This window comes from Paenibacillus sp. FSL K6-1566 (assembly GCF_038050475.1).
GTDB lineage: Bacteria > Bacillota > Bacilli > Paenibacillales > Paenibacillaceae > Paenibacillus_AQ > Paenibacillus_AQ lactis.
This window is the reverse complement of the sequence record NZ_JBBOSR010000001.1, coordinates 2937617-2961199: the sequence shown is the minus strand read 5'-3', so window position 1 is coordinate 2961199 and position 23583 is coordinate 2937617. Positions and strand designations below refer to the sequence as shown.

Sequence of the window (23583 nt, the reverse complement as noted above, 5' to 3'; positions counted from 1 at the left end):
ACTTCCGAGCACCTCTATGCATCTGAAGCCACATACGGCCCAGCCGCTGCCTCTAAGCCCTGTTGGCGTGTCCCAAGGCAAGCAGCAGAATCGATCGGAAGCTGTGCAAATACGCTCAAACCCGCCGGCAGGAGCGCGCGGGGAATATGACGTGCTGCGGTTTCCGGTAATTGATTGGGACTTCCGGTGGCAAAGGCCTCAGCAAATATCGGAGCAATTCGCCCTTCATGGCCACAGGGTATTTTATATAACGACCGACATCGCAGTGCTTCCAATGGAAGAACCCGTTTATGAAGATGTGGCACGGCATGTCGGAATTAAACGGATCGAGCCGAACATATGGCTCATTACGCTCTGTGCCACCCGCAAGCTGAATCTGTACAGAGACCTGATGAATGAGACGGATATCCGATATCTTAGCTGGTCCATCGATTATGTCCGGGCTCGCTTTCAGATAGAGCATCTTGTTTCGATCGTCGACCTTCCGTTCTGGACACCGCTCGTAACAGCCATCGGCAATCACAAGCTCGTGTATGACTGCATGGACGAACATCAAGGATTCTCTACCAATGACAAAGCCATACTGAGCCAGGAGGAGCAATTAGTACACAGCGCCGACTTGGTCGTGGCCTCATCCCAGGCATTGTATGACCGAATGAAGGAACTTCATCCTTCCACCCTGCTTCTGCGCAATGCGGCGGATGCTTCCCATTTTTACAATCCTATGCCCGTCGCACCGGAGCTCACGCCGATTCGGGGACCGGTCATCGGGTACTATGGAGCGATTTCCGATTGGTTTGATATCCGGCTCATTGGCCAACTGGCAGCACGAAGACCGGATTGGACATTTGTCCTGATCGGGCACACGTTTGGGTGCGACACATCTGTCGTTGAGAACCTCCCGAACGTCATGCTCCTTGGCGAGAAGCCATATGAACGGCTTCCATCCTACCTCCACCGCTTTGATGTTGCCTTGATTCCTTTTCTGGAAAACGAGCTTACCCGCGCAACCAATCCGGTGAAGCTCTATGAATATTTGGCTGCAGGCAAGCCGGTTGTTTCCACTTATCTGCCTGAGCTGGAAACCGTGGCGGCCGGCTTAACCCTCGTCGCCCGTACGCCTGAAGACTTCGAACAAGCGATCGAACGATCCCTGCAGCAGCAGGGCCCCCGTGAGGTCCAAGCCAGAACGCAATTTGCGCGGTCTCATACATGGGAAATGAGATATATAGAGCTCCATGAACAGATCTTGTCAAAGCTGTTCCCGAAGGTGAGCGTTGTCATTTTGACGTACAACAACTGGGCTTACACGCGCCAATGTCTGACCAGCCTTCAGAAGCCGGGCCGTTATCCCAATATGGAGGTCATTGTTATCGATAACGGTTCCACGGACGAAACCAGGCAGGGCCTAGCCGAACTCGATTCCGATCTGTTCCGGATCATGTTTTCCTCGACCAATCTCGGCTTTGCCGCAGGGAATTCCCTGGGATGCCGCAAAGCCAGCGGCGAATATATCATTCTGCTGAACAATGATACCATCGTACCCGATGGGAGCTGGATCAGGCGGTTGATCCGCCCTTTGGCGATTGACCCGGATCTTGGCATGACCGGACCTATGTCTAATCATGTGGGCAACGATCAGGCCGTGGACCATTTCGTCGGCAATCCGGTAGAAGGCGCCCATTCGGATTGGCTGCGCGATTTTTACGAGTTTTATGAAGGAGGAAGTCGGTATACCGATCTGCTTGGCTTCTTCTGCGTAGCCATAAAACGCAGCGTGATCGAACAAATCGGAGACTTGGACAGCAATTATGGGGTCGGCATGTTTGAGGACGATGATTATTGCGAGCGGGTCAAGCGGGCCGGTTACAAACTGGCAATCATCGAGGACGCCTTTGTTTATCACCATGGCAGCGCCACGATCAAAAAGCTGAAGCCGGGCGAGTATGATCAGCTTTGGCGCAACAACAAGTCCTATTATGAACGGAAATGGAATAAAGTCTGGCAGATGCCTAAACCGCCGGAAAATCGGTTTTCCGGGGCAGTATCTTCTGAGGAAGTGGCCGCGAGGCTTGCGAACATTACCGTCGAGTGCGTACTGGTGCTCGGAGAGCGCGAGTGGAGTCGTCAGGATCCCAGATGGAAGCGGATCGTTAAGCAGCTCGCCGCCGATCGGAAACGTATCATCGTGGTTCACTTGATGAAATATCATCAACAAGATGTCATTGGCATACGGAAAGCCGGTCCGCAGGTTTATTTCACGAATCGGCTGGATTTGTTCAGCCGTGTCCGTTTCGATAGCGTAATCTATTGCGGCGAAACCGACCAACAGCCCGATGTCCATGCGCGGCGTGAACTTATCGATGGCCCCTCCTACCATGCACACCAGCTGCGCGATTTGGCTGCAAAGCTCGAGAATGCTGAAGTGCTGGAAGAACTTTGCCCTGCCCAGCTGGCACGGGGATCGATTGGGTCCAAGGAGCCCCAGCCCAGCTCGTGACTTCAAGTCCACCAAGCATAATAAAGCCTTCGTCATCCCGGGCCGGATCGCAGCGGTTCCGGGATGCGAAGGCTTATTCGTATTACGTTAATATGACATTCCGTTCTTTATTGTGCATCAGCATGAAGATACCGCTGTATAACCTCCGGATGAGTGCCCGTGAACGGCAACGTTGCGATGCTGTATTCGTCATGCGCAAAATTCCAGTCCGGTTCCCCCTCGTTGGTCAGAAGGTTGACATCTCCGCGCCGATTATCGTTGAACTTGATTTTTTTGCCGAGAGCGTAATGGTAATGATAAATATTCACATCGATCCGGCTGCGCGGCACGCTCCATATGCTCTGGCCCCCGCTTGCTTCAAGCGTGCAGTGATGCCTCTCCTCGCGATACTTTATGCCGATCTTCGCTCGCCACATTCGGGTAATATCGTTGGACCACCGCTCATCTCCCGGACTGTTTACACGGAGTGTCCAGGGATCGCCCCAGAAGTTGACGAATGGAAACTGAAAAATATCCGCATCGGTTCGACGCATCAGCTCAGGCAGAACTTCGATGAAACGGTCGTCGACCATTTCATCGATATCCAAATTCATGATCCAGTCACCGGTCGCCTGTTCGATCAAAAAGTTGCGGACCTTCGATTCATTCCAGTCCTCCGTATAGGGCAGACCGGTTTGGTGCATATGATACAAGCGAATGGGAAGATGGCGCTTGTATTCCTCGATCAACTGTACTGAACGGTCCGTGCTGCCGCCATCCACCATAATGATTTCATCCGCGTAAGCTGCAGCGCTTTCCAAATAAAGCGGTATGAACGTCTCTTCATTCAGTACCGGGACGATCAATGACAATCGCATCCCTGTCAGACTCCTTCCTTTTTTCCTGAATTAGCCGTCTCATTTCTTCCGGTTTGCCAAGTGCGGCCTTGTACCGATGATAGAGCGCATAATTGGACTCATAATTCGGATTTCCCTCAGGTCCCACAAACGGGTGCCAGAAATGCAGCAGATTCCCTTCCAGCCGAATATGCTTTCCGATAATCGTATCCAGGGAATAGGCAAAAGCCTCATCCTCCCCGCCCCATCCCACAAACCGCTCATCATACCCCCCGACTGCCTCGAAGGCGTTCCGGGTAACGAGGTTTAAGCCCCCGACAAACAAACGGGCATCGTGCGGAAGCGTTTCAAGCTCTATCTGAAGCGGCCAACCGATCTCCGCACGCAGAATGCTTTGGGAGTTATTCAGGGTCAGTCGAGTAATGCTGGTAAACGGAATGATCCATTCATGATCCTCCAGCCCACGCACAGCCTCTTTCATCATTTCCGGATCATAGATCAAGTCCCCGTCCGCAATAATGAACCGGTCGCCATTCGCCAACGCCGCAGCCTTGTTGATCGCTTTGGAGCGGCTGAACCGCTCGTGCTCCATCAGGTCTCCGACACATACTTCGGCCCCTGGCAGCAGACGCCTGTAGAACTCCTTTACGTAGCGAAAAGCTTCGTCCCGAGGACCTCCATCCGGCTGATACGGTATCAGCACAGAAATGCCTTCGAACATCGTGCTCACCCCTTCGCCTCAGTTAGGTAATCATTTCTGAAACACGCCGAGCTCCCGCAGCTTGCCGGTTCCGAACGTGTCGGCGAGCTTCTCATATCGTGTGAAGCCGGTATTCTCCTGGATCAGCCTCTTCTCCTTCCGAGGATCGTCTCCGGATTCCCAGAAGAGCAGCTGCTCGACGGATTGATCCAATTTATCAAGAAACGCTCGGCATACCTCTTCATTCTTCATGACATGATAGAAAACGGTCAGCATAATTCCGATATCATAGCTCCCAATGCTGGCACCTTCGAAAGGCTCCGGAATCCATTGAAAATGCGTATGCTCCAAATCGTTCAACGCCTTCAACATCCGGCAATGATCGGCATCATGTTCAATACCTGTCACGGAAGCCCCCTCGCGGGTAAAGCAGCGTGCATGATACCCGATATTACAGCCGATATCGACAACGCGGGTTCCGCGCAAAGGAGACACTCCCAAATAACGCATCATATAATCGAGTCTGGTCGGGTATACACGGTCTCTCTCACTGCTCCAAGAATAAAACTCCGGATGCAGGATCGGCGTATAGATTAGCTGTCGCTGCTGGTCTTGGATCGTAGCGCGGACCGCTCCGGCCTGATCCTCATTGAGCCACTGTGCATAGTCTGATGAGCTCATTTCCAAATATACCCGGCGAAAGCCGAAGACGTACAGGAAGGAGGCTCGGTGATGACCGTCCTTGATATTGAAATATCCCGCGGGATTATATCGCGCTTGTATGGGATGATCCATGAAAAAGCTGCTATTTCTGAGGAGTTCATTCCTCATATTAATGAACTCCATCTGCTTCTGACGGAGCACCGCCTCCCTGTCCGGAGCTTTCAGCCCTCGGGTCGTGTAGATCTTATCGTGCCATTCCAGATAGGCTTCGGGAGAACTTTGATGCCCCATGAAATACGAATATAGGTCCCGATGAGGCGTAAAGCGCATAATGGATATATCGCTATGCAGCAAATGATGCTCGAACCAGGCATCCGTGTAATGATCAATCCTATGCTCCGTACGTGATGATTTCACATCGGTATCCGTAAATACTAGCTCAATCGGCACGGAGCATACCACCTTATGCGGGTTCATGCTGGTTTGATCAGCCATTCCAAGTTGCTCCTCTCAACCATTCGTCTCGGTTTAGGCTCAGTGAAGCAGGCTTCCTTGCAGCAGCATCGTTGCAAAGTCGCGGCCAATGTAATCCTTGAACATCTTTTTTTCCACGACCGGATATTTTTGAAAGTCCGCTTCATTCCAATCGCTGCGGTGGGTTTCATATTCATTGCCATACTCGCTTCCCTGCGGCCAATCCTGCCCGATCGGAATATTAAGCAGGACATAACGGCTGATCTCCAGACAAGATCGCAGAAGCTCATCGCCCCGCCGTTTCGTAAAATGCTCAAGAACATCGCCTAGAATAATCAAATCGTACTTTCTCTGCTCCTTCTGAGTCACTAAAAAGTCGTAGGCTTCCGTACGGTAAATCCGGTTATAGAAGAAATCGTGATAATCGTCGATGCTTCGCTCGAACACCTCAATCCCTTCGATGGTTGTCGTCCATTGCTCCCGGAACACCCTTCCCTGCCATACATCGAGAAACTCGCGGCATATCATGCCCCAGCGCCCAAAGCCCACGCCGACATCAAGCACGCTAGACGGCGCCACCCTGCGGATAAGCTCCACGCAATACGAAATATTTTGCCAATTCGAAGTTCCCATCACTTCACCTCCATTCGGTTAAACAGATGGGATAACCAGCGCCTTGCCCCTGATTCGATGTTCCAGTTCAACTCTACGTTGTTCCGGCACTGTTGACCGATCAAGTTCAGCTCTTCCCTATGATGCATCCAGTGCTCAATGGCGTGGATGAAATCAAGCGGATGATCGGTTTTTAAAATGAGAGGATATAAATCAGAGCCGGCGGCTTCCATAATGTATCCGACGTCCGTAGACAGGACCGGCGTGCCGCAGGCAAAAGCCTCCAGCGCCGGCGCCCCGCCGCCTTCACTCGATGAGGTGATCAGAAGAAGATCAATGGAGCGGTAAAAGCGCGGCATATCTTCATAGGCATACGCTCCGCTTGTTTCCACGAACTGGATTCCCGGATGACGGTCAAAATACTGCTTAATCGGTTCAACGAGCGAATGATAGTTTTTCGACTTCTTCCCCTTGTCGCCGGCCCACCCGATCACAAACGGTTGATCTGGACCACGGACGGATTCCGCGGGGGTAAAATGCAACGTGTCGACAAAATGTCCGATAAAATCGATACGTGCTTGAGGAACCAAATCCTGAAGAGCAGCCGTCAGCCTGCGGTTCATGGCACCGATGACGGGAATGCGGGAAAGCACCAACCGAAGGAATTCAGGGTCCGGAATGATCGGATCCATCCATTCCCGAAAGGCTTCATAATTTCGAGTGAAATAATAATAAGAAACGGCAGCGGAAGAATCGACTCGGATATGCTTGAAGATCGCCCAGGCGGCAATTCCTAAGCACATCGAGCTGATAACGCAATAACGCTGATTGATTTCTTGGGCGCCGACGGATTCAACGAGCTTTTCTGCTTCAGCAAACGACATCAGCTCGAGATTCGGATGATAACGCTGCAGAACCCGGGCTGTTTTCCCCAGAATCCACCAGTCTACATCGTACAGCAGAAGATCTTTTGGCAGTCTGACTCCCCCTTTATCCTTTACGTTCGACATGCCTCCTTTTTGGATTATATTCGAGGGTGTATCCCCTAGTTACGTGATGGACAAAATTGATGAATCGGTCTATTTCATCGGACAAATCGGTTAACCTCTCACTTGAAAGGCATCAAAAAAAGACCCTGACGGATCAAGGTCTTTGTTACTGTCTTTTACGTTTAAAATGTTGGTTGTCGAGAATGATCACCGAATCCGTGGCTGCCCTGGCCGCCGCCGTCTCCTTCGTGTGAAGCACGAGCTCATAAATCGTCCTGCAGCATTGCTGAGCCCCATTAACCAGAAACGGAACGCCAATCACATCCAATTTCAGTCCCCGGGACAGAAATCCTCCAATGCTCATCATCATCGGCACGGTAGGCGACGTATTGGAGAAAATGATCGGTTCATCGTTCTTGAATTTATCCTGAAGCATGGAAGCCATATGAACCATTGCCGGGAGGACGGCTTTGGAATTTCCCTTTCCAACCGTGTATACCGGATTTCCGTCCTCATCCAGTCCACGAAAGATAAGCTTGCCCATATCTGAAGCCGTGAGCTGATTGAAATAATCAACGGCCAATATTTCTTCCTTTGTAAGCTTCCGGTGCGTCGGCAGCTTATTCAAATGGTAAGCGGCCGCCAGCGACGTCGTATGGGTCCCGCCGTAATCGTGGTATATGAAGATCATCCCGCCGTCCCTCCTGCCTAGGCTATTAAGTATATTATTGCCAAACAGGTGGTTCTCATTCGCCAGTATCGGCGTTCCGATATTCTGCAGCTCATGGACGGGGCCAGCGGGAAACCTTCACGATTTCATTTACTGGCGATCGTTCGGATCCGTTCTCTCTCTTCATCTTTGTTCAGATATTCAAATAAGCCGATTCGATTCCCCCATGGATCGGTAAACGTTCCCCATTTAACAGGAACTTCATCCCGAGTGTGGATGGTGAAGCTCTCCGTCTTTAAATGCTGGGCAAGACGTTGGCGCTCCCGTTCGATATGTTGTACACCTAAACGGATCGGACCGCTCCCCGGAGCCGGTTCGCCTTCCGCTACCTGAAGCCAGCACCCGGGAATCAGCTCCCATTCTGCAAATCCTTCATGGGGAATAAAATCAGGCTCCCGGTTCATCAACGTTCGGTACCATTCCAGCCCCTCCGGATAATTCGCAACGCGAACCTGTATCGTTATTTCAAAAATCACACGGTTACCTCGCTTTCCATATATCCATCATCTAAGCAACAATATTAATTCAATCGCTCACTCATAAATTCTTCCCGATTGCTATAAATGCAAAGAAAGCTCTGATTATTCAGAGCTTTCCTCAGATTTTATGGATATGAAAATGCAAATTTAATCCAAGTATACCGCCTGACCAAGGCGTGCGGATTCGTACAGCGCTTCAAGAATGCGGGATACCACATACGCTTGCTCCGGCGTCACGACAGGATCCTTATCCTCTTCGATTGCTTCAATCCATTTTCTCATCTCAATATCAGGCGCCGATTCCTTGCGTCCTTCATAGAAAGCGACGCCACCGGAGCTCAGCTCGATTTCCTTCGTGTATAACCGGCTGAATTGTTCCCCGTTGATCCGAAGCCCGTTCTTCATGTCCGCGCCGCCTTCGGTGCCGCTTAAGCTGCACTTCGCTTCATCGACCTCGAGCGTATTGAGCGCCCAGCTCGATTCCAAAATGATGGTCGCACCGTTCTCCATGACGATCATGCCGAAGGCCGAATCTTCAACCGTAAATTTCTTAGGATCCCATGGTCCCCATGCATTTGCCGCATTTTCCTTACTGGACAACTCATGATACGTAGTGCCAAGCACAACCTTCGGCTTGTAGTTATCCATCATCCACAGCGTCAGGTCAAGCGCGTGCGTACCGATATCGATCAACGGACCCCCGCCTTGCTTCTCCTCGTCCAAGAACACGCCCCAAGTCGGCACGGCTCTTCTGCGCACCGCATGTGCCTTTGCATAGTAGATGTGGCCGAGCTCGCCGGCTTCGCACATTTGCTTCAAATACAAGCTGTCTTCACGGAACCGGTTATTATAACCGATCGTCAGCTTCTTGCCTGTGCGCTTTGCTGTTTCCAGCATTCGCTTGGCATCCGCCGCCGTCTTGGCCATCGGTTTCTCGCACATGACATGCTTGCCCGCTTCTAACGCAGCAATCGAAATGTCGGCATGGGAATCGTTCGGAGTCAGAACATGGACAATATCGATGGTCTCGTCTTTCAGAAGCTCGGTATAATCGGTAACCACGCTGGCATCCGCGGTTCCGTACGTCTTGGCAGCTTCCTCCGCGCGCTCCTTCACGATATCGCAGAACGCAACGAGCTCCACGTTCTTCAATTTGCTAAGGCTCGGCAGATGCTTTCCGTTTGCAATGCCGCCGCAGCCGATAATGCCGATACGATATACTTTACTCATCAATCATCACCATCTCTTTGCATAAAATGTAATCGGTATGAATCCAATGCGCACGCATCAGGTGCAGACGGGCCAGGTGTGTGTTCATCTATGTAATTCTGTCACGGCGAACCGCTGGGGCTATCTGTCACCGGCTAGTCGGCCTTAGCCGATCATGAGAGGCGGGCCGGCTCCAGGTCCTCTGTAAGCGGCAGCGCCATGAATCCTGACATCCAAATATAAGGTACCACATCTTGCGATTTTTTTTAGTCCAACTATGCGACATGTTCGACTATAAAATTACGACATCCTTCAAACACCTGAAGATAAAAACAGCACTTAAGGTGCCTATCGAAGGTGCCATGGCACATACATCATCCTCTCGCATCGCTCTTCACTTTCGACCGGCCAGGTTGAAATATTTTCCAGCCCCCCTTCCAATCAACTCAGCTCTTCGGATACGAACCACTAAAAAACAGCGGATTGCCCGCTGTTCTGTGGTTACCTGCAGGGAGCGCGTCCACTGCAAACTGCTATTGTCTTGAAGGCTGCATGCAAGCTTTTTATAGCGACGGTCCAGCTCCCCCGTCGATATTCACCGATGTTCCTGTGACGTAAGAAGCTGCTTCGGAAGCTAGGAACACGATGACTTTCGCCGCTTCATCGGTGTCGCCGATCCGGCCGAGCGGAATGTGGTGACGGGGATCCCGGGCGTATTGCTCCCATGTGAGACCCGGTTCTTCCCTCTTCCAGCGCTGCTCCAGCTGGTCGCTTCGGATCATGCCGATGCAAACGGTGTTGACCCGAATTCCGTCCTGCGCCAAATCACGGCTCATGGCCTTCGTCAGGGCTTGTCCGGCGGCACGGCTTACACTGCTGGGCATCGATGAGGCAGGCGGGGTCTTGGCTGAAGATGTCGTGACATTAATAATAGAGCCGCCGCTCGCCGCGCGCAAATACGGTACCGCCGCCCGTGAGATGCGGATCGCTCCGAACAGCTTCAGATCCAAATCGGCTGTCCATGCTTCGTCATCGATCCCTTCAAACGGCTTCGCAGCAGCGGTTCCAGCATTATTGATGACGATGTCGAGCCGGCCGTAGCGCTTGACGGTTTCCGCTACCGCCCGCTCACAGTCCGCCGGCTTCGTCACGTCGGCGCTGATGATCAGGACATCCGCTCCTGTCCGATCCTTGATGATCGCGGCCGCGTCTTCCAGCTGCTCCTCGTTCCGGGCGCAAATGGCAACCATCGCTCCTTCCGCAGCGAACGTGACAGCCGTTTCCAACCCGATGCCCTTGCTCCCGCCGGTTACGAGAGCAACTTTGCCTTGAAGTCCTAAGTCCATCTCTTTGAGCTCCTTTCGATTCCATCATTCATGTAAGATAATGTCTTTCACCTATCATTTTATCATTTGAGCCATGCGGGCAATATGAATTTCGGTAATAATGATTTCCGGCAATAAAGGAAAAGCCGATGCCCTTGATCGGACACCGGCTTGTTCTGCTATATGCTGATCCTTCTATTTCTTCTGTGCCAGCCATTGCGACAGCACCGTAATATCGTCTTCCGATAGTCTGTCCTTGAACGACGGCATGCCTCCGCGGCCGTTTGAAATGATGCCGGCAATCTCTTCGGCGGAATGTTCCGCGCCTATCTTCTGAAGGCTTGGAAAGTTGCCGCCTCCGCCCAAATCCGTTGCATGGCAAGCCATGCAGTTTGCATTATACAGCGACTGCGCTTGAGCGCTGACATCCCCGCCAGTCGCTCCCTCGCCGTTACCTGCATTTCCGCCATTCGCCGTATCCGGAGCCTGTTCGGTTCCGTCAGCCGGAGCGGGTTCTGTTGCATTGTTCCCTCCACCGCCGCAGGCTGCCAGTGATAGAACCAGCACGGTGATCAGTGCCGCTATGAACCAACCTTTTTTGAACATGGTGTGTACTACCTCCTTGAAGTGTGATGTGCAAGCTGCAGGTTATACCAACAACCCGCCCTTTTTGCTGTATTGGACAATCCCCTCCGCCGCGCGATAAGCTAAAGCTCCCACAGTGCCTGTCGGATTGTAGCCGCTGTTATGCGGGAAGGCGGACGCCCCGATGACAAACAAGTTTTCCATATCCCACATCTGCATATAGTTGTTCACTGCCGAAGTGTCGGGGCTTGCCCCCATGATGACGCCGCCGGTATTATGCGTGGATTGGTAAGTCGTGATTTCGTACGGCCCAAGCTCTTTCATTTTCAAAATGCGGTCGGTGCCCATCTCCTTCATAATGTCCCCGCAGCGGTCCGATAGATAACGTGCCAGCTCCCGGTCCTGCTCCTCGAAGTCGAAGGTGATCCGAATGAGCGGATCCCCGAACGCATCCTTGTAGGTCGGATCCAAATCGAGGTAGTGATGCCGAAACGGCATCGAGGAGCCTTGGGAACCGATCGTAAGCACGCTGTTGGCGTATTTCAAGGAATTGGCCTTGAACTCTTTGCCCCAACGCGGTGAATCCTCCGGCACCGGGTTGTTCTGAATAGGACGCTGGCCCGTAAACGTATGGGCGATGTTTCCGCCATGGATGAATTTCAGATCGGAGTGATCGAAATTATCCCCGTTATAATCGTCCACGCAGACGCCGAGACTGCCTGCACCGGCGTACAGGTTGAACTTCTGATCGTCGAAAAAGCCGACCGCATTTCCTTTGATAACCTGATAGGCGTAGTTTTTGCCAATGACTCCCTTACCGGTGGCCGGATCATACGGCTTGCCAATCTTGGACAGCAGCATCAGGCGGGTGTTATTAAATACATACCCCGTTGAGACCACAATATCCGCAGGCTGTTCAATATCCTCGCCCGTTGTCATATCCGTGTACATTACTCCGGTCGCTTTGCCTCCGCTATGTAAGATCCTTCTTACGTAGGAGTGCGTCCGGATCTCGAACTTACCGGTTTTCTTCGCAACTGGGATCACGGTAACGACAGGATCGGCTTTCGCACCGTATTCGCAGCCAAACCGCTCGCAATATCCGCAATATTGGCACGCCGCCCGCGAAATGCCGTCCGGGTTCGTGTAGCTTTCGGATAGGTTCGCGGAAGGTACCGTGTACGGGTGGAGATTGAGCTTTTTAGCCGCTTCTACGAACATCTTCATCGATGGCGTATGGAGCATCGGCGGCGTCGGGTAATCATTCGAACGCTTACCCGCGAGCGGGTTCACCTCGCCTGAGATGCCCGCCATTTTCTCGAATTTATCAAAGTACGGCTCAAGCTTGTCGTAGGTTATTCCCCAATCCTGAATCATCATGCCCGGCGGTATTTTATCTTTCCCATATCGCTCTTCCGTCATGCTGCGGATTTCAAAATCATAGGGAAGGAACCGGTACGTCTGCCCGTTCCAGTGTACGCCGGCCCCGCCTACCCCCTCTCCGAGAAGGAAGGATCCATACTGCCGCATAGGCAGGGCGCGAATTTTCTCATTGCCCCGGAACGTAATCGTTTCTTTGGACAGATCCTGCATCAGATCATAACGAAGCGCGTAACGCAGCTCGTCATGCGCCATATAGTAATCCTCCGTCACCCTCTCCTTTCCTCGTTCCAATCCGACAACAGACAGTCCCTGTTTCGTCAATTCCGATGCGATAATACCGCCGGCCCAGCCGACGCCGATTATGACAACATCCGTCTTAGGCAATTTTTTGGCCATATGTTTACCTCGCTTACGTGTATAGTGGTTGAATTACAAGTGATCTCTCAGACTCTGTGGCGGCACGACGGTGAAATCTTTCTCGATGATATTCGTGTAGGTCATCTGGTTGCCGGGATAATCCCTCATCGCCCAGCCCTGCATATTCTTGTTTCCTCCATATAAAGGATCGCTATAGACCCCTTCCAGGGTACTGCTGCGCAGCAGGTTAAAGAATCCGCTTGCGGATATCGTCGTTACGTTCACTTCATCATTCTGAAATGCGGTCAATACGGCATCCTGCTCTTCAGGAGACAGGGCCGGAAAGTCCTTCTTGTATTTCTTTTGACTGTAGTTCTGGAGCTCCCTCAAGCCGATATAGAATATCTCGCGTCGGTTAATCCGCCCCTGATAGCCTTGCGTCTTTTCGCCGACATAGAATGGCGGCTGCATATAGTCTCTGGCATTGAAGCCCCAATCCCCGGCCAGCTGGTGGTCGATAAAGAAGGCTACGCCGAGGTCCTTGGCTCCCGGGCCGTTGTCATCCGCCGGGAATATTCGCTCCACAGCTGCTTGCGTAATTGCATACTGCTCCTGCGTGAAGAACATCAAAGCTTCATTGTAGTTCGCTTCTTGCTTCTGTGGTGCCGGCGGTGTTGCAGGCTTCGCTCTCTCCTTCGGGATCAGATACCCTAGCAAGCCGCCCAGGACGACGCCTCCGACTGCATAGCCGGATCTCGTCAAGAATTTCCGTCGTGACATTCTTTGGGACTCTTTGGTTTTGGTTGCTTCACGGTTTTCATTTTGTTGTGAATGTTGATCTTGTTCGCTCAAGGCTTTGCACCCCTACTCTAGTTCATTTGGATACCGTTATTGTCCCCAGCAAAATTCCATTCATACATTATTCTCCATCCGGGCATGCTACATTTACCAAACCATATGGAGGCGAATAGTTATGAATCCATTCTGGAGTCGCTGCAAAGCTCCGATTCTAGGCTCTGCGCTGCTGCTTGCGCTCACAGCCTGTCAAAATCAAACGGACAATCAACAGAACACGCAAAAAGCTCAGAATGTGCATCCCAATGCAGCGCATCATGTGCAGGATCCGGATCTCATCCCGAGCTACCATGGCATGAAAACACGTACAACCAATGAGAATGGGGAGACGACAAGCGAAATGGGCACGACCGTATACAGCTTGATCGGCTCCTCCAGCCTGCATGAAGGGGGCGTGTCCTCCCACGTCCAATCAAGACTCGCGGGGCTGGGCATTGAAGGCATTAAGGCATTTGTCGTGAATGACACGATCATTCTGGCTCAAGCCGAATCCACCGTGTCTTCAAACCAATATGACCATATACAGAGGAGGGTATTAAGCCAGATGGACGGTTTGTCTGGTAAAGGCGAGCCGGATCCAGGCGTTACAGGGAAAGAAACCTCGCAGACCGATAATCTGTCTCAGGCGAGAGAAGAAGTGAGGAATATGTTTAATAAGCATGTGCAAATTCTCACCGTGACCCATCCGGAGGCGCCTGGCCTGATCGACCGGATCGCATCCAAGCTGCATGATTCGCCGCGAGATGCATCCATCGCCGGTGATATCACCAAGCTTCTGCAAATGACTTCGAAAGAACAATAAATGTAGGGGAGTTGATCTTATGCCACTGGGAAACATCGGAGTAACCGGATTGATTCTGATCCTGTTGATCGCCTTGATTATTTTCGGGCCATCGAAGCTGCCTGAGCTGGGGCGGGCTTTCGGACGGACGCTCAGCGAGTTTAAAAACTCGACGCGCGAGCTCGTATCCGCGAACGATACGGAAGAAGGAGACAAGCTGAAATGACGGATCGGGAGCAGGAGCAGCATCTGACGGAGCATTTTATGGAACTTCGCAAGCGGATTATGATTACATTGGGCACCTTCTTGGTTGCCCTCTGTGCCGCTTTCCTGTACGTAGAACCCCTGTACAAGATGCTGACCCGCGATGTCGAGGGTCAGCTTCAGGTTCTGGGGCCTACGGATGTTATCTGGGTGTATCTCATGATCGCAGGCGTGATCGCATTGGCGGTAACGACTCCGGTCGCAGGTTATCAGGTATGGCGGTTTGTCGTGCCGGGTCTTCGCCCTGTTGAACGCCGCATCACGCTTGCTTATATTCCGGCGATTGCAGGGCTGTTTGTCCTGGGTCTCTCCTTCGGTTATTTTGTGATCTATCCGATGGTGCTTTCCTTTCTGGATTCGCTGTCCGGCAACTTTATGACCGCATACACGGCGGAGAAGTATTTCCGCTTCATGATCAATATGACCGTACCGTTCGGCGTTCTATTCGAAATGCCCGTCGTCATCATGTTCTTAACGTCACTCGGTATCCTGAATCCGCTGCGGCTGGCCAAAATGCGAAAAGTCGCTTATTTGCTGCTGACCATTGCCGCCGTGACCATTACGCCCCCTGATTTCGTGTCCGACATTCTCGTGATCGTCCCGCTGTTCCTTTTGTATGAGATTAGTGTGGGACTCTCCCGTCTCGTCTATCAAAGAAGGCTGACAAAGCTCAATCCGATCAGCGAGTGAATGGTGGCTCGGGTGCGGCAGTGCATTGATGACAACGGAGAAAAGCCGCCATGCCGGCGGCTCTTTAGCGTGTCTATAATTTTGTAGGTTCGTTAAGCTTCAAGCCTTCATTCAGAGCGTCCCTGCAGGTTTATGGACGGATGCCTACATCATTCAGCAGGATGGTTCCGCGCTTGGTCAGGTTGAACTGGAGACGGATCTTGGTTAACTGCTCCGGATTGAAATCCGGATTCATTTTTTTGAAATCGCCTAGCCCGAGATCATAGCTCTGAAAGACGGGTTCCGAGGTCTCCCCAAAATTAGATAATGGCCATTTCAGCAGTTTGCCCTTAATGACAGGCGGCAGTTTGGATATATGGCTGAGGGGAAGGCTTGCCTGACGGCCCTTCTTGTCTTCTACCGTAATCGTAAAATTGATCAGCTCCTTCGGATCGCCGTTATCTTCTTTTCGGCGGGCATCCGCCAGCGAGAATACGATGGAGCTCTCCTCGCCTGTCTTCACCGCTCGTTCAGGGAGCGTAACCGTATAGGCTGCGGGTTCAGCCGAAGCTTTTGAATTCCAACCTAAACGGACTGCGCTGTAATCCGCTTCACCCATTTTGGCCTTCACCTTCTCCTCCTTCCATTGCTGGAGGTTCTCGCCCATTATGCTGCCGCCTGGCAACGTGGTGCTCTGGAGATCAATGTCTTCTTGATAATCCGCAAGCAGGATCGTTTGCGAATCGTTATAATTGCCGACGTACAGATTATCGGGAAGCCATTCCTTGGCGTACCCCAAATCTCTGAACACCTCTCGATATTGCCCTTGGTCCTTCAGCGTGGCATCTAAAAACGAGGCTATAAACACTTTCGCAATCGCTTCCTGTTCATCCCGCGGCATGATTTGACGGACGTTAAACAGTTGGTTCCCCAAGCCTGCCACGTCTCCTCTGCCCCAGCCTCCGTTAAACTGGCCGTGGTTGGCGCCATAAATATAGACCAGGGCTTTCATGTAATCCGTGCCCTCCGTATACCGAATCCGATGATACTGCTTGGCACCGTCCAGGCTGCTGACATCCATATCATGAGCTCCATGCAGAGCCAAATAATGCACATCTTTCAGCGGCAGCGGTTTGCCTTGAGGCTTATATTGCCCGTCCGTGCCGGCGATGGACACCAAAGACCGGATCGAAAAGTTATAATCAAACTTGATATGGCCGCGGTCCGGATGACTCGAGAGCCTGTTGAAGGCAGCGGCGATAGTGACCGCTTCCCCGCCTCGGGAGTGTCCGATCAGGGCGATTCGTTCCATATCGACTTTCTGATAAAAGGGATGGTTCGGATCGCTGTTCCAGCCCTTCCAGGTTTTCAAATGCTCCAGCAGCAGCAAACCTCTTGCCGGATTTTCATTCAGCAGCGGGCTAAGCAGGAACAGATCCTCATACGGGGAGAAATTCAGGAAATTTTCATCCACCGACACAAATATATACCCTTTGCTCGCCAGCAGTTTGCCCAGGTAATCATATCCCGCATCCGAATAATCGTTCATCAAGTGATTTCCATGGACGATGAGAACTAACGGAAAGGGGCCCTCCCCTTCGGGATACCACACTTCTCCGTTTAACGGCATGGCATCGGGGCCAAATCCAAGCGACTTCGTGCGAACGGATGACCATTTATCGACAAACTCGGAAGCATCCACCGTCTTGGTAGTCAGCGAACCGCTTTGATTGAACTCTTTTCGATAGTTGTCCGGACTTCCGTACAGCAGGCTTTTGACTGGATACTCGCCTTGCTCGGCAGGGTTTTTCATCGCCGTGCCATCATACCGGGCTGAAGTTTTCAGCTGTTTCAAGGTCACGTCCGGAGCGGCTTCATCCCCCGCACGAATCAACCAGAAGCTGCCGGAGCCGATCACGAATGCGATCAGGGTTAAACAGGCCACGGCACCAATTTTCCTGGTTTTGGAAGACTGCTTGTATCTTCCGGTTGCAACATTATAAACCAATGCACCAAACAAAGAAAAAACAACTGCAAACAACACGATGAAAACTACCGATACTTCCAACGGTCCAATGAAGCAAAATAAAAGCATGCTGAGGGAGTACAGCAATATCCAAATATAACGACTTGGCAGCTTTTTTACCCCGTGCAGCAGCCATGCAGCCAATCCGCTAATCAACGCTACGGCGAAGACAAACAGGAATGTACCTGTGAAAAAGCGGACGAAACTTTGCCCCGTCAATAGATACCTTGCCTGAATAAGGACCAAGATCAATGCGATGGCGCCAAGCCCGAGTGACGCTCCCTTCCAACCGGGCGTTAGCGGCTTTATGCGTTTCCGGCCAGTGATCCATCTTCGAATCAAGATCGGGCCCTTCTCTGTTTGTTTCTCTTCTTGTGTCTCCAAACTCTCCAGTCCTCCTGTATACCCTTTATAGTTGGTTCTACATCAGAGATTACCGGACAACTCTTTCACTTCGCTTTCCCTATTCTTTCAGTAATCTTACATTTCTTCAGGCAGAAAAAGAACGAATGTCGTTTGCCCGTTCGTGGTCAGCGTGATCGTTCCCCCATGCTTTTCAATGACCTGTTTGGCAATAGCAAGGCCAAGCCCCGTACCGCCATCGCTTTTCCGGGCAAGGTCTCCGCGAACAAATGCATCGAACACCTTCCCCTGTATGTCTTCCGGAATGCCGACTCCATCGTCCGACAGGTGAATTTCCACCCCGTTACCCGCAGCTGCCAATTTCAAGCCGACGGTTGTTCCGGGCGGGTTGTATTTCAAGGCGTTGGACAGGATATTGGAAACGGCCCGGTATAACCAGGTCGCGTTAAATGGGATCCAGATTTCCCGATCGGGAATATCGTAATGGAAATAAAACTTATGCTCCTCGAATACCTCGTAATACTCGGCCGCGATGGCCCTCGTAAATTCCGTTATGTCCGAGGTCTGCACGTCAAAAGGATACTCCGGGCTATCCAGCTTGGACAGCTCAAAGATCCCGTCGATCAGCTCTAGCATCAAACTGGCTTTATTGGAGATCATGCTCAGGATTTGCGCCCTTCTCTCTTCAGAATCAACGAGCCCTACCTCCATCGCTTCGATATATCCCCGAAGGGTGGTCATGGGTGTTTTTAAGTCGTGAGAAATGTCCATCAGCATTCGCTGCTTACTCTCTTCCAGCTCCCGCTTCTCCTTCTCGATTTGTTCGAGCCGCGCTGCCATTTCATTGAAATCATCCTGAATTTGCGCAAGCTCATAGCTCGCTTGAAAATTCAGCCTTTCGTGGTAATGTCCGCGGGCAATGCTCCGGATGCCGTCTGCGATCGACCGAAGCGGAGTGGTTACCCGGGATGCAGTCCACCTTCCGAAGGCATATACGATGATTGCAAACAAAGCGAGAAACAGCAGAAGCGTTTTCAGAGCCATTCCATAAAATACTTTCACTTTCTCTTGCTCATGCTGTTCGCTGTTCACTCCAGGCGCGGCAGCTGGATCGCCCATAACTTCAGCCTCCACCGACTTGATCGGTCCTGAAGCCTCCCTAAAGTAATTCACCATTTGCGCATTTAATACGAACAGTGAAAACGCGGCAATGAGCGCAATCGTTATAAAGAAAAAAATATATTGGCGGATCAGCGAACGCTGCAGGCGATTAGGCGATTTCATGGCTGTAACTCATCTTTCTTCGCAAACCGGTAACCGAGCCCGCGAATGGTTTTGATATAGACGGGCTTCCTCGGACAAGCCTCGATTTTGTCGCGCAGCCTGCTGATTTGGACCATGACGGCGTTATCGTCAGCAAGATAATGCTCGTCCCAGGCATACTCAAAAATTTGCTTCCTCGTAAATACGCGCCCCGGCTCCCCCATGAACAGCTTCAATAATTTGTATTCGATCGCGCTCAGCGAAATCGGCGTTCCCTTGATGTATAACGTGCATTCCCGGTGATCCAGCTGCAGGTCCCCGATGCACGTGTCGAATACCCGCGGAGCTTCAGGCAGCTCATTGAACTCATATGAACGTCTCAACTGGGCCTGTATTCTCGCCATCACTTCCAGCGGGCTGAACGGTTTGGACACATAATCGTCTGCCCCTAGCTTCAGACCGGTTATTTTATCAAGCTCCTGATTTTTGGCCGAAATGAGAATGACCGGGATCTTATAATCCTGCCGCATCATGCGGAGCAGCTGAAACCCATCGATGAACGGCATCATGATATCGAACAGCGCCAGATCCACGTGCTTGCTTCGCAAATGCGCTAAGGCTGCTTTACCGTCGAAAGCTTCCAGTGTCTGATATCCTTCTGCGTCCAGATAAAGTTTAAGCATATCGATAATATCCGGATCATCATCGACTACAAGTATGGTTTTTGGCATTAATGCATCCTCCTCCAAGTAGTATATGGTTCTCCTTGGGAGGCGAATTTCCTTTTTTGCGTGGATTCAAGAACAAGTTGGTAAATAACAAAAAGCACCCTCCGTAATCGGAAAGGCACTTTCCATCTAACCATTTAGCGGCGTCCAACAAAACCATACAAGAGAAGCTGATTAAGCTCAGCCATCTTCTTTTTATAATTCCCCGATCTTGCCCATGAGGCTTGGAGTGACCCTACGGCATTTAATAATTCCAAGAGGGTCTCCACGGAAACCGAAGCGTGAATCGCCCCTTCCTTCTTCCCCAGCTCAATATATTCCTGAATAAGCTCGATTCTGATTTGATTGGTGTTTTCGCTATATAAGCTTGCCAGCACCTGATCTTCAACGGCACCCGGTGTGCCAAGCAACTGGTAGTCTTGTTCGGCACAGATCTCCAGTACTTGGGATAGCTTGTCCTTAAAGTCGATATTTTGCTGCAAAAGCTCCTTGGCTCTTCGGATGGTGTTTTGCATCAGAACGTTTGCACATTCTTTGACCACCCCTTCTTTACTGCCGAAGTAGTTATACAGGGATACCGATGAAACGCCGGATTCTTCAGCAATGTCTTTAATGCTGACATGGATGAAGCCTTTTTCTTTAAAAAGCTTTAATGCCGCATGAATGATCGCATCCTTCTTTTGCTGCGTTCTGATTTCGAATTTGTTCATCCGCCTTCACCCGCTTCCAAATTTCATCACTTCAGGTATTTTAACATAAATCGAATATTTTTTAAATTTAATCGGGAATATTTAAAAACTTCTTGACATCCTGGTTGATGTCCATATAGAATCAAGCTGTTAATTTTTAAATTTCATTACGATTATTTAAAAACTTTGTTGAAACAAATAAGCGCATAAGCAAACACGGGTTGGATCAAATGATTCAACTCAATCAACCGTCCAATCCGACATGACGATGGGAGAGGACGCTAAAGGAGGATCCGCGATGCAAATATTAGTTTACGGCGCAGGCGTGCTGGGCAGTTATTTAGCCCACGAGCTGGAGCGCGGAGGACACAAGGTCACGATGCTGGCCAGAGGACGACGGGCGGATGAGTTGGAGAAGAACGGCAATGTCATCCGGCACTATTTACAATTTCGGACCACGGTACACAACGTACGGGTCATCCGCGAACTCCAGCCGGACGATGTTTATGACCTGATTTTTGTCGTGATGAAATACCCGGATTTCGAGTCGGTATTGCCTGCGCTTGCAGCAAACCACAGCCGCCATATCGTCTTGATGGGCAACAATGCAAGTCCAGGGCCAATGGAGGAGTATTTGCAAACCCATAGTCCGGTACCAAAAAAGGTTGCATTCGCTTTTCAGTCGATCGCTGGCTGGAGAGAGAATGGTCTTGTCATAAGCGTCCGCAGCCCAAGAACCAAAATCAACATCGGAGGTTTAGGCCAGGACCTGTCTTGGCGTTCGGTAATCGACCAGGCTTTGGTTAACACCAAATTTAAGTGGTCTTATCAGAAAGATATGGATGAATGGCTGAAAAGTCATTTTGTGTTCATCTTGCCCCTGAATTTCATAACTTCTTCCTATAACGGCCATCTGCGGAGAGCCGCAAAAGACAAGAAGCTCCTTCATCTCGTGATCGATGCTGTAGATGAGGGACATCAAGTGTTGGAGAAGAACGGTTATACGGTTACTCCCGCCGCTCAAAAGCAATTCGCCCGCAAACAAAGAAAGCTGTTTTACTTCCTGTTAAAGATAATGCTGTCAACCCCGATTAGCGGAATCCTGTTAAGCGATAAGGCCGTATCGGCAAACGAGACGACCGCTTTACAGCATGCCTTCAATCAATTGAAGAAACGGGCGAACATGGCCACACCCGCTTGGGACGAGCTTCAACGGTATTCCCCCGTTGATAGTCCGAATAAGTAGCTTCGTCAATTTAAGAAGCTTTTTCATAGAAAAAATCTCTGCTCGACCAGCGAGCAGAGATTTCATAAACATTCGATCAGATCCGGATCAAAGAGACAGCCGGAGCTGCCCCAGTTCGACCTGGATCATCCCTTAGTCAATAAACTAAGCGCTCTGCGAACCGGCATGTCCTAGGCCATATACCCTATTTCGCCATTCACAACCGTCATACACACCTTGATCTTTAGCAGATCATCCGGATCCATATCATTATGTATCATTCGGTCAACGACGGTGAAATCAGCATATTTCCCGACCTCGATGCTCCCTCTCTCCCCTTCTTCACCCGCCGCTGCTGCACTGCCCGTGGTGAACAGCTCCACGGCCTCGGTTACGCTAAGCTTTTCTTCCGGGATGTAGCCCTCATGCCGCTCACCCGGCTTTCGTCTTGTAACGGCGGCATGAATGCCAAGAAACGGATCCAACGGTTCAATCGGCGCATCGCTCCCGCCCGAGCAAGGCAGCCCGCTTCGCAGCCATTTCTTCCATGCATACAGATAGTTTGTCCGATTGGAGCCGACCCGTTCAAGCACCCAAGGGAAGTCGCTGGCAACGAACCTTGGCTGCAGATCGACGGCCAGACGGAGCTTCATCATCCGCTCAACTGTAGGCGGCTGAACAATCTGGGCATGTATGAAACGGTCCGGAAGCTTAGCATCCATCGGAAGCGGGTTGGCTTCCAGCACTTCTGCCATGCATTCGGCAGCAGCGTCACCGATCGCATGGAAGGCCACCGGATAACCCAGCTTGCGCGCGCTTCGGACAATATGTGCAAGCTCTTCCGGCGAATGCATTGCGAGCCCGCAGGTATGCGGGGCATCGTCATAGGGTTCCATTAACAATGCCGTTCTTCCGCCGACGGCTCCATCGACGAACAGCTTGATTGCACCGATGCGATTCCATTCGTCTCCGCTGCCAGCCTTCAATTGAAGATCCTCTATTTCTGCCAGAAACGCATGATACATGAGCTGATGGGTGCGAAAATGCAATCCCATCTCTCGTAGCTCCCGATGGATGCGAAGCATGTCGTCCGCACTGCCGAGAAGCCGCAGGTCTTCCGTGTGCGCAGCCGTGAGGCCAAGACGGAGCGCATCCCGGCAAGCTTCATGCAGTGCGTGCTTCAAAGCTGCAGGCTCGGGCTGCGGCTGAACGTCAAAAAAAGGAATCGATGCATTTTCATAGATCCATCCATTCATCTGTCCGCTCGGATCCCTGCCGAAGGCTCCGGATTCCGGATCCGGAGCCCCTTCGGGAATGCCTGCTTGGCGAAATGCTGCCGAATTGCCCAAATAAGCATGAAAACAGGTCCTCGTTAAAAAGATCGGATGTACCGTCGAGATTTCATCCAGCTCCAGCCGATGTGGCACCGTGCCTTCCCGGAAGCTGTTCTCGTTCCAATTCAGCCCCAGAATCCAATCTCCCGGCGGCGTTACCTCAGCACGTTTCCTCAGCATATCCAGCATTTCGTCTTTGCTTGTCACTTCCGTAAAGTCGAGCATGCCAAGCTTCAATCCATGCATGCCCAGATGCATATGGGCATCGACAAGGCCCGGAAGCACCCAGGCACCTTCCCAATCCACTATGCGATAGTCTTTGCCTGCCAGCTGAAGCCGCAGATCGGCCGCGCTGCCAATGGCGCGAATGACGCCATCCTCCACAAATACGGCATCCGCAGCTGTGGGGGACTGCCTCGTCCATAATTTTCCATTCATAAATAGGACTGGTTTCATGGATATGTCCTCCGAATGTTTTTCCTCATTATATCAAATTCATAGACTTACCGAAGACGCAAAAAAGGCCCGGGAATCACCCCGAAGC

22 protein-coding genes are annotated in these 23583 nt (G+C 51.3%); 5 read left to right on the top strand and 17 right to left on the bottom strand.

Features of this window, described 5'->3' with window-relative positions; all coding sequences use genetic code 11:
- The first annotated feature begins 16 nt into the window (after positions 1 to 16).
- Positions 17 to 2500 carry a glycosyltransferase gene (locus NST08_RS13020; RefSeq protein WP_251535155.1) on the top strand — a complete coding sequence of 828 codons (2484 nt, stop codon included), beginning with the start codon at positions 17 to 19 and terminating at the stop codon, positions 2498 to 2500.
- A 107-nt stretch (positions 2501 to 2607) separates the two neighbouring features.
- Here NST08_RS13020 and NST08_RS13015 read toward each other — a convergent pair whose 3' ends face one another.
- The 12 genes from NST08_RS13015 to NST08_RS12960 all read right to left on the bottom strand — a co-directional run bounded on the left by NST08_RS13015 (position 2608) and on the right by NST08_RS12960 (position 13694).
- Positions 2608 to 3357, bottom strand: coding sequence for a glycosyltransferase (locus NST08_RS13015; protein WP_251535157.1), 750 nt, complete (start codon positions 3355 to 3357; stop codon positions 2608 to 2610).
- The gene (locus NST08_RS13010; RefSeq protein WP_251535159.1) at positions 3323 to 4057 is read right to left on the bottom strand and encodes a galactosyltransferase-related protein; all 735 of its coding nucleotides are present in this window, start codon (positions 4055 to 4057) and stop codon (positions 3323 to 3325) included. Before NST08_RS13010 ends, NST08_RS13015 begins: the two co-directional genes overlap by 35 nt.
- 30 nt (positions 4058 to 4087) lie before the next feature.
- Positions 4088 to 5194 carry a class I SAM-dependent methyltransferase gene (locus NST08_RS13005; RefSeq protein ID WP_251535161.1) on the bottom strand — a complete coding sequence of 369 codons (1107 nt, stop codon included), beginning with the start codon at positions 5192 to 5194 and terminating at the stop codon, positions 4088 to 4090.
- A 39-nt stretch (positions 5195 to 5233) separates the two neighbouring features.
- The gene (locus NST08_RS13000) at positions 5234 to 5806 is read right to left on the bottom strand and encodes a methyltransferase domain-containing protein (RefSeq protein WP_007128352.1); all 573 of its coding nucleotides are present in this window, start codon (positions 5804 to 5806) and stop codon (positions 5234 to 5236) included.
- On the bottom strand, positions 5806 to 6795 hold the full coding sequence (locus NST08_RS12995) for a glycosyltransferase family 4 protein (RefSeq protein WP_341341833.1): 990 nt from the start codon (positions 6793 to 6795) through the stop codon (positions 5806 to 5808). Before NST08_RS12995 ends, NST08_RS13000 begins: the two co-directional genes overlap by 1 nt.
- A gap of 145 nt (positions 6796 to 6940) precedes the next feature.
- Entirely contained in the window at positions 6941 to 7465 is a 525-nt protein-coding gene (locus NST08_RS12990) for a DUF3189 family protein (RefSeq protein WP_028404570.1), read from the bottom strand.
- 125 nt (positions 7466 to 7590) lie between these two features.
- The gene (locus tag NST08_RS12985; RefSeq protein WP_028404569.1) at positions 7591 to 7980 is read right to left on the bottom strand and encodes a VOC family protein; all 390 of its coding nucleotides are present in this window, start codon (positions 7978 to 7980) and stop codon (positions 7591 to 7593) included.
- 150 nt (positions 7981 to 8130) lie between these two features.
- Positions 8131 to 9213: a Gfo/Idh/MocA family protein gene (locus NST08_RS12980; RefSeq protein ID WP_007128356.1), complete on the bottom strand. Its 1083-nt coding sequence runs from the start codon at positions 9211 to 9213 to the stop codon at positions 8131 to 8133.
- A gap of 542 nt (positions 9214 to 9755) precedes the next feature.
- Positions 9756 to 10538, bottom strand: a complete 783-nt coding sequence (locus tag NST08_RS12975; protein ID WP_007128357.1) for an SDR family NAD(P)-dependent oxidoreductase — start codon at positions 10536 to 10538, stop codon at positions 9756 to 9758.
- 174 nt (positions 10539 to 10712) lie between these two features.
- Positions 10713 to 11123: a c-type cytochrome gene (locus tag NST08_RS12970; RefSeq protein ID WP_007128358.1), complete on the bottom strand. Its 411-nt coding sequence runs from the start codon at positions 11121 to 11123 to the stop codon at positions 10713 to 10715.
- Between the two features lie 42 nt (positions 11124 to 11165).
- On the bottom strand, positions 11166 to 12881 hold the full coding sequence (locus NST08_RS12965; protein WP_007128359.1) for a GMC family oxidoreductase: 1716 nt from the start codon (positions 12879 to 12881) through the stop codon (positions 11166 to 11168).
- A 33-nt stretch (positions 12882 to 12914) separates the two neighbouring features.
- A complete protein-coding gene (locus tag NST08_RS12960; RefSeq protein ID WP_028404548.1) occupies positions 12915 to 13694 on the bottom strand; it encodes a gluconate 2-dehydrogenase subunit 3 family protein in 780 nt (259 codons plus the stop codon).
- Positions 13695 to 13815: 121 nt separating this feature from the next.
- Between NST08_RS12960 and NST08_RS12955 the strand changes: the two genes are divergently transcribed.
- Genes NST08_RS12955 through tatC form a run of 3 tightly spaced genes read left to right on the top strand, consistent with a single transcriptional unit; the run spans position 13816 to position 15432 of the window.
- Entirely contained in the window at positions 13816 to 14499 is a 684-nt protein-coding gene (locus NST08_RS12955; RefSeq protein ID WP_007128361.1) for a hypothetical protein, read from the top strand.
- 19 nt (positions 14500 to 14518) lie between these two features.
- Positions 14519 to 14704, top strand: a complete 186-nt coding sequence (tatA, locus tag NST08_RS12950) for a twin-arginine translocase TatA/TatE family subunit (protein WP_007128362.1) — start codon at positions 14519 to 14521, stop codon at positions 14702 to 14704.
- Complete coding sequence (gene tatC / locus NST08_RS12945; RefSeq protein WP_007128363.1) at positions 14701 to 15432, top strand: twin-arginine translocase subunit TatC; 732 nt, start codon at positions 14701 to 14703, stop codon at positions 15430 to 15432. The genes tatA and tatC overlap by 4 nt, the downstream gene beginning before the upstream one ends.
- 130 nt (positions 15433 to 15562) lie before the next feature.
- Here the strand turns inward: tatC and bahA are convergent, their stop codons facing one another.
- The 4 genes from bahA to NST08_RS12925 all read right to left on the bottom strand — a co-directional run bounded on the left by bahA (position 15563) and on the right by NST08_RS12925 (position 20501).
- Positions 15563 to 17821: a bacitracin amidohydrolase BahA gene (gene bahA / locus NST08_RS12940; RefSeq protein WP_007128364.1), complete on the bottom strand. Its 2259-nt coding sequence runs from the start codon at positions 17819 to 17821 to the stop codon at positions 15563 to 15565.
- Between the two features lie 96 nt (positions 17822 to 17917).
- Positions 17918 to 19084 (bottom strand): HAMP domain-containing sensor histidine kinase, encoded by a 1167-nt coding sequence (locus NST08_RS12935; protein WP_007128365.1) that lies wholly within the window; start codon positions 19082 to 19084, stop codon positions 17918 to 17920.
- Positions 19081 to 19794 (bottom strand): response regulator transcription factor, encoded by a 714-nt coding sequence (locus NST08_RS12930; protein ID WP_007128366.1) that lies wholly within the window; start codon positions 19792 to 19794, stop codon positions 19081 to 19083. Before NST08_RS12930 ends, NST08_RS12935 begins: the two co-directional genes overlap by 4 nt.
- Positions 19795 to 19928: 134 nt before the next feature.
- Positions 19929 to 20501 carry a TetR/AcrR family transcriptional regulator gene (locus tag NST08_RS12925; protein WP_007128367.1) on the bottom strand — a complete coding sequence of 191 codons (573 nt, stop codon included), beginning with the start codon at positions 20499 to 20501 and terminating at the stop codon, positions 19929 to 19931.
- A gap of 277 nt (positions 20502 to 20778) precedes the next feature.
- Between NST08_RS12925 and NST08_RS12920 the strand changes: the two genes are divergently transcribed.
- Positions 20779 to 21726: a ketopantoate reductase family protein gene (locus NST08_RS12920; RefSeq protein ID WP_210095298.1), complete on the top strand. Its 948-nt coding sequence runs from the start codon at positions 20779 to 20781 to the stop codon at positions 21724 to 21726.
- Positions 21727 to 21896: 170 nt separating this feature from the next.
- Here the strand turns inward: NST08_RS12920 and NST08_RS12915 are convergent, their stop codons facing one another.
- Complete coding sequence (locus NST08_RS12915; protein ID WP_213613883.1) at positions 21897 to 23495, bottom strand: amidohydrolase; 1599 nt, start codon at positions 23493 to 23495, stop codon at positions 21897 to 21899.
- Between the last annotated feature and the right edge of the window lie 88 nt (positions 23496 to 23583).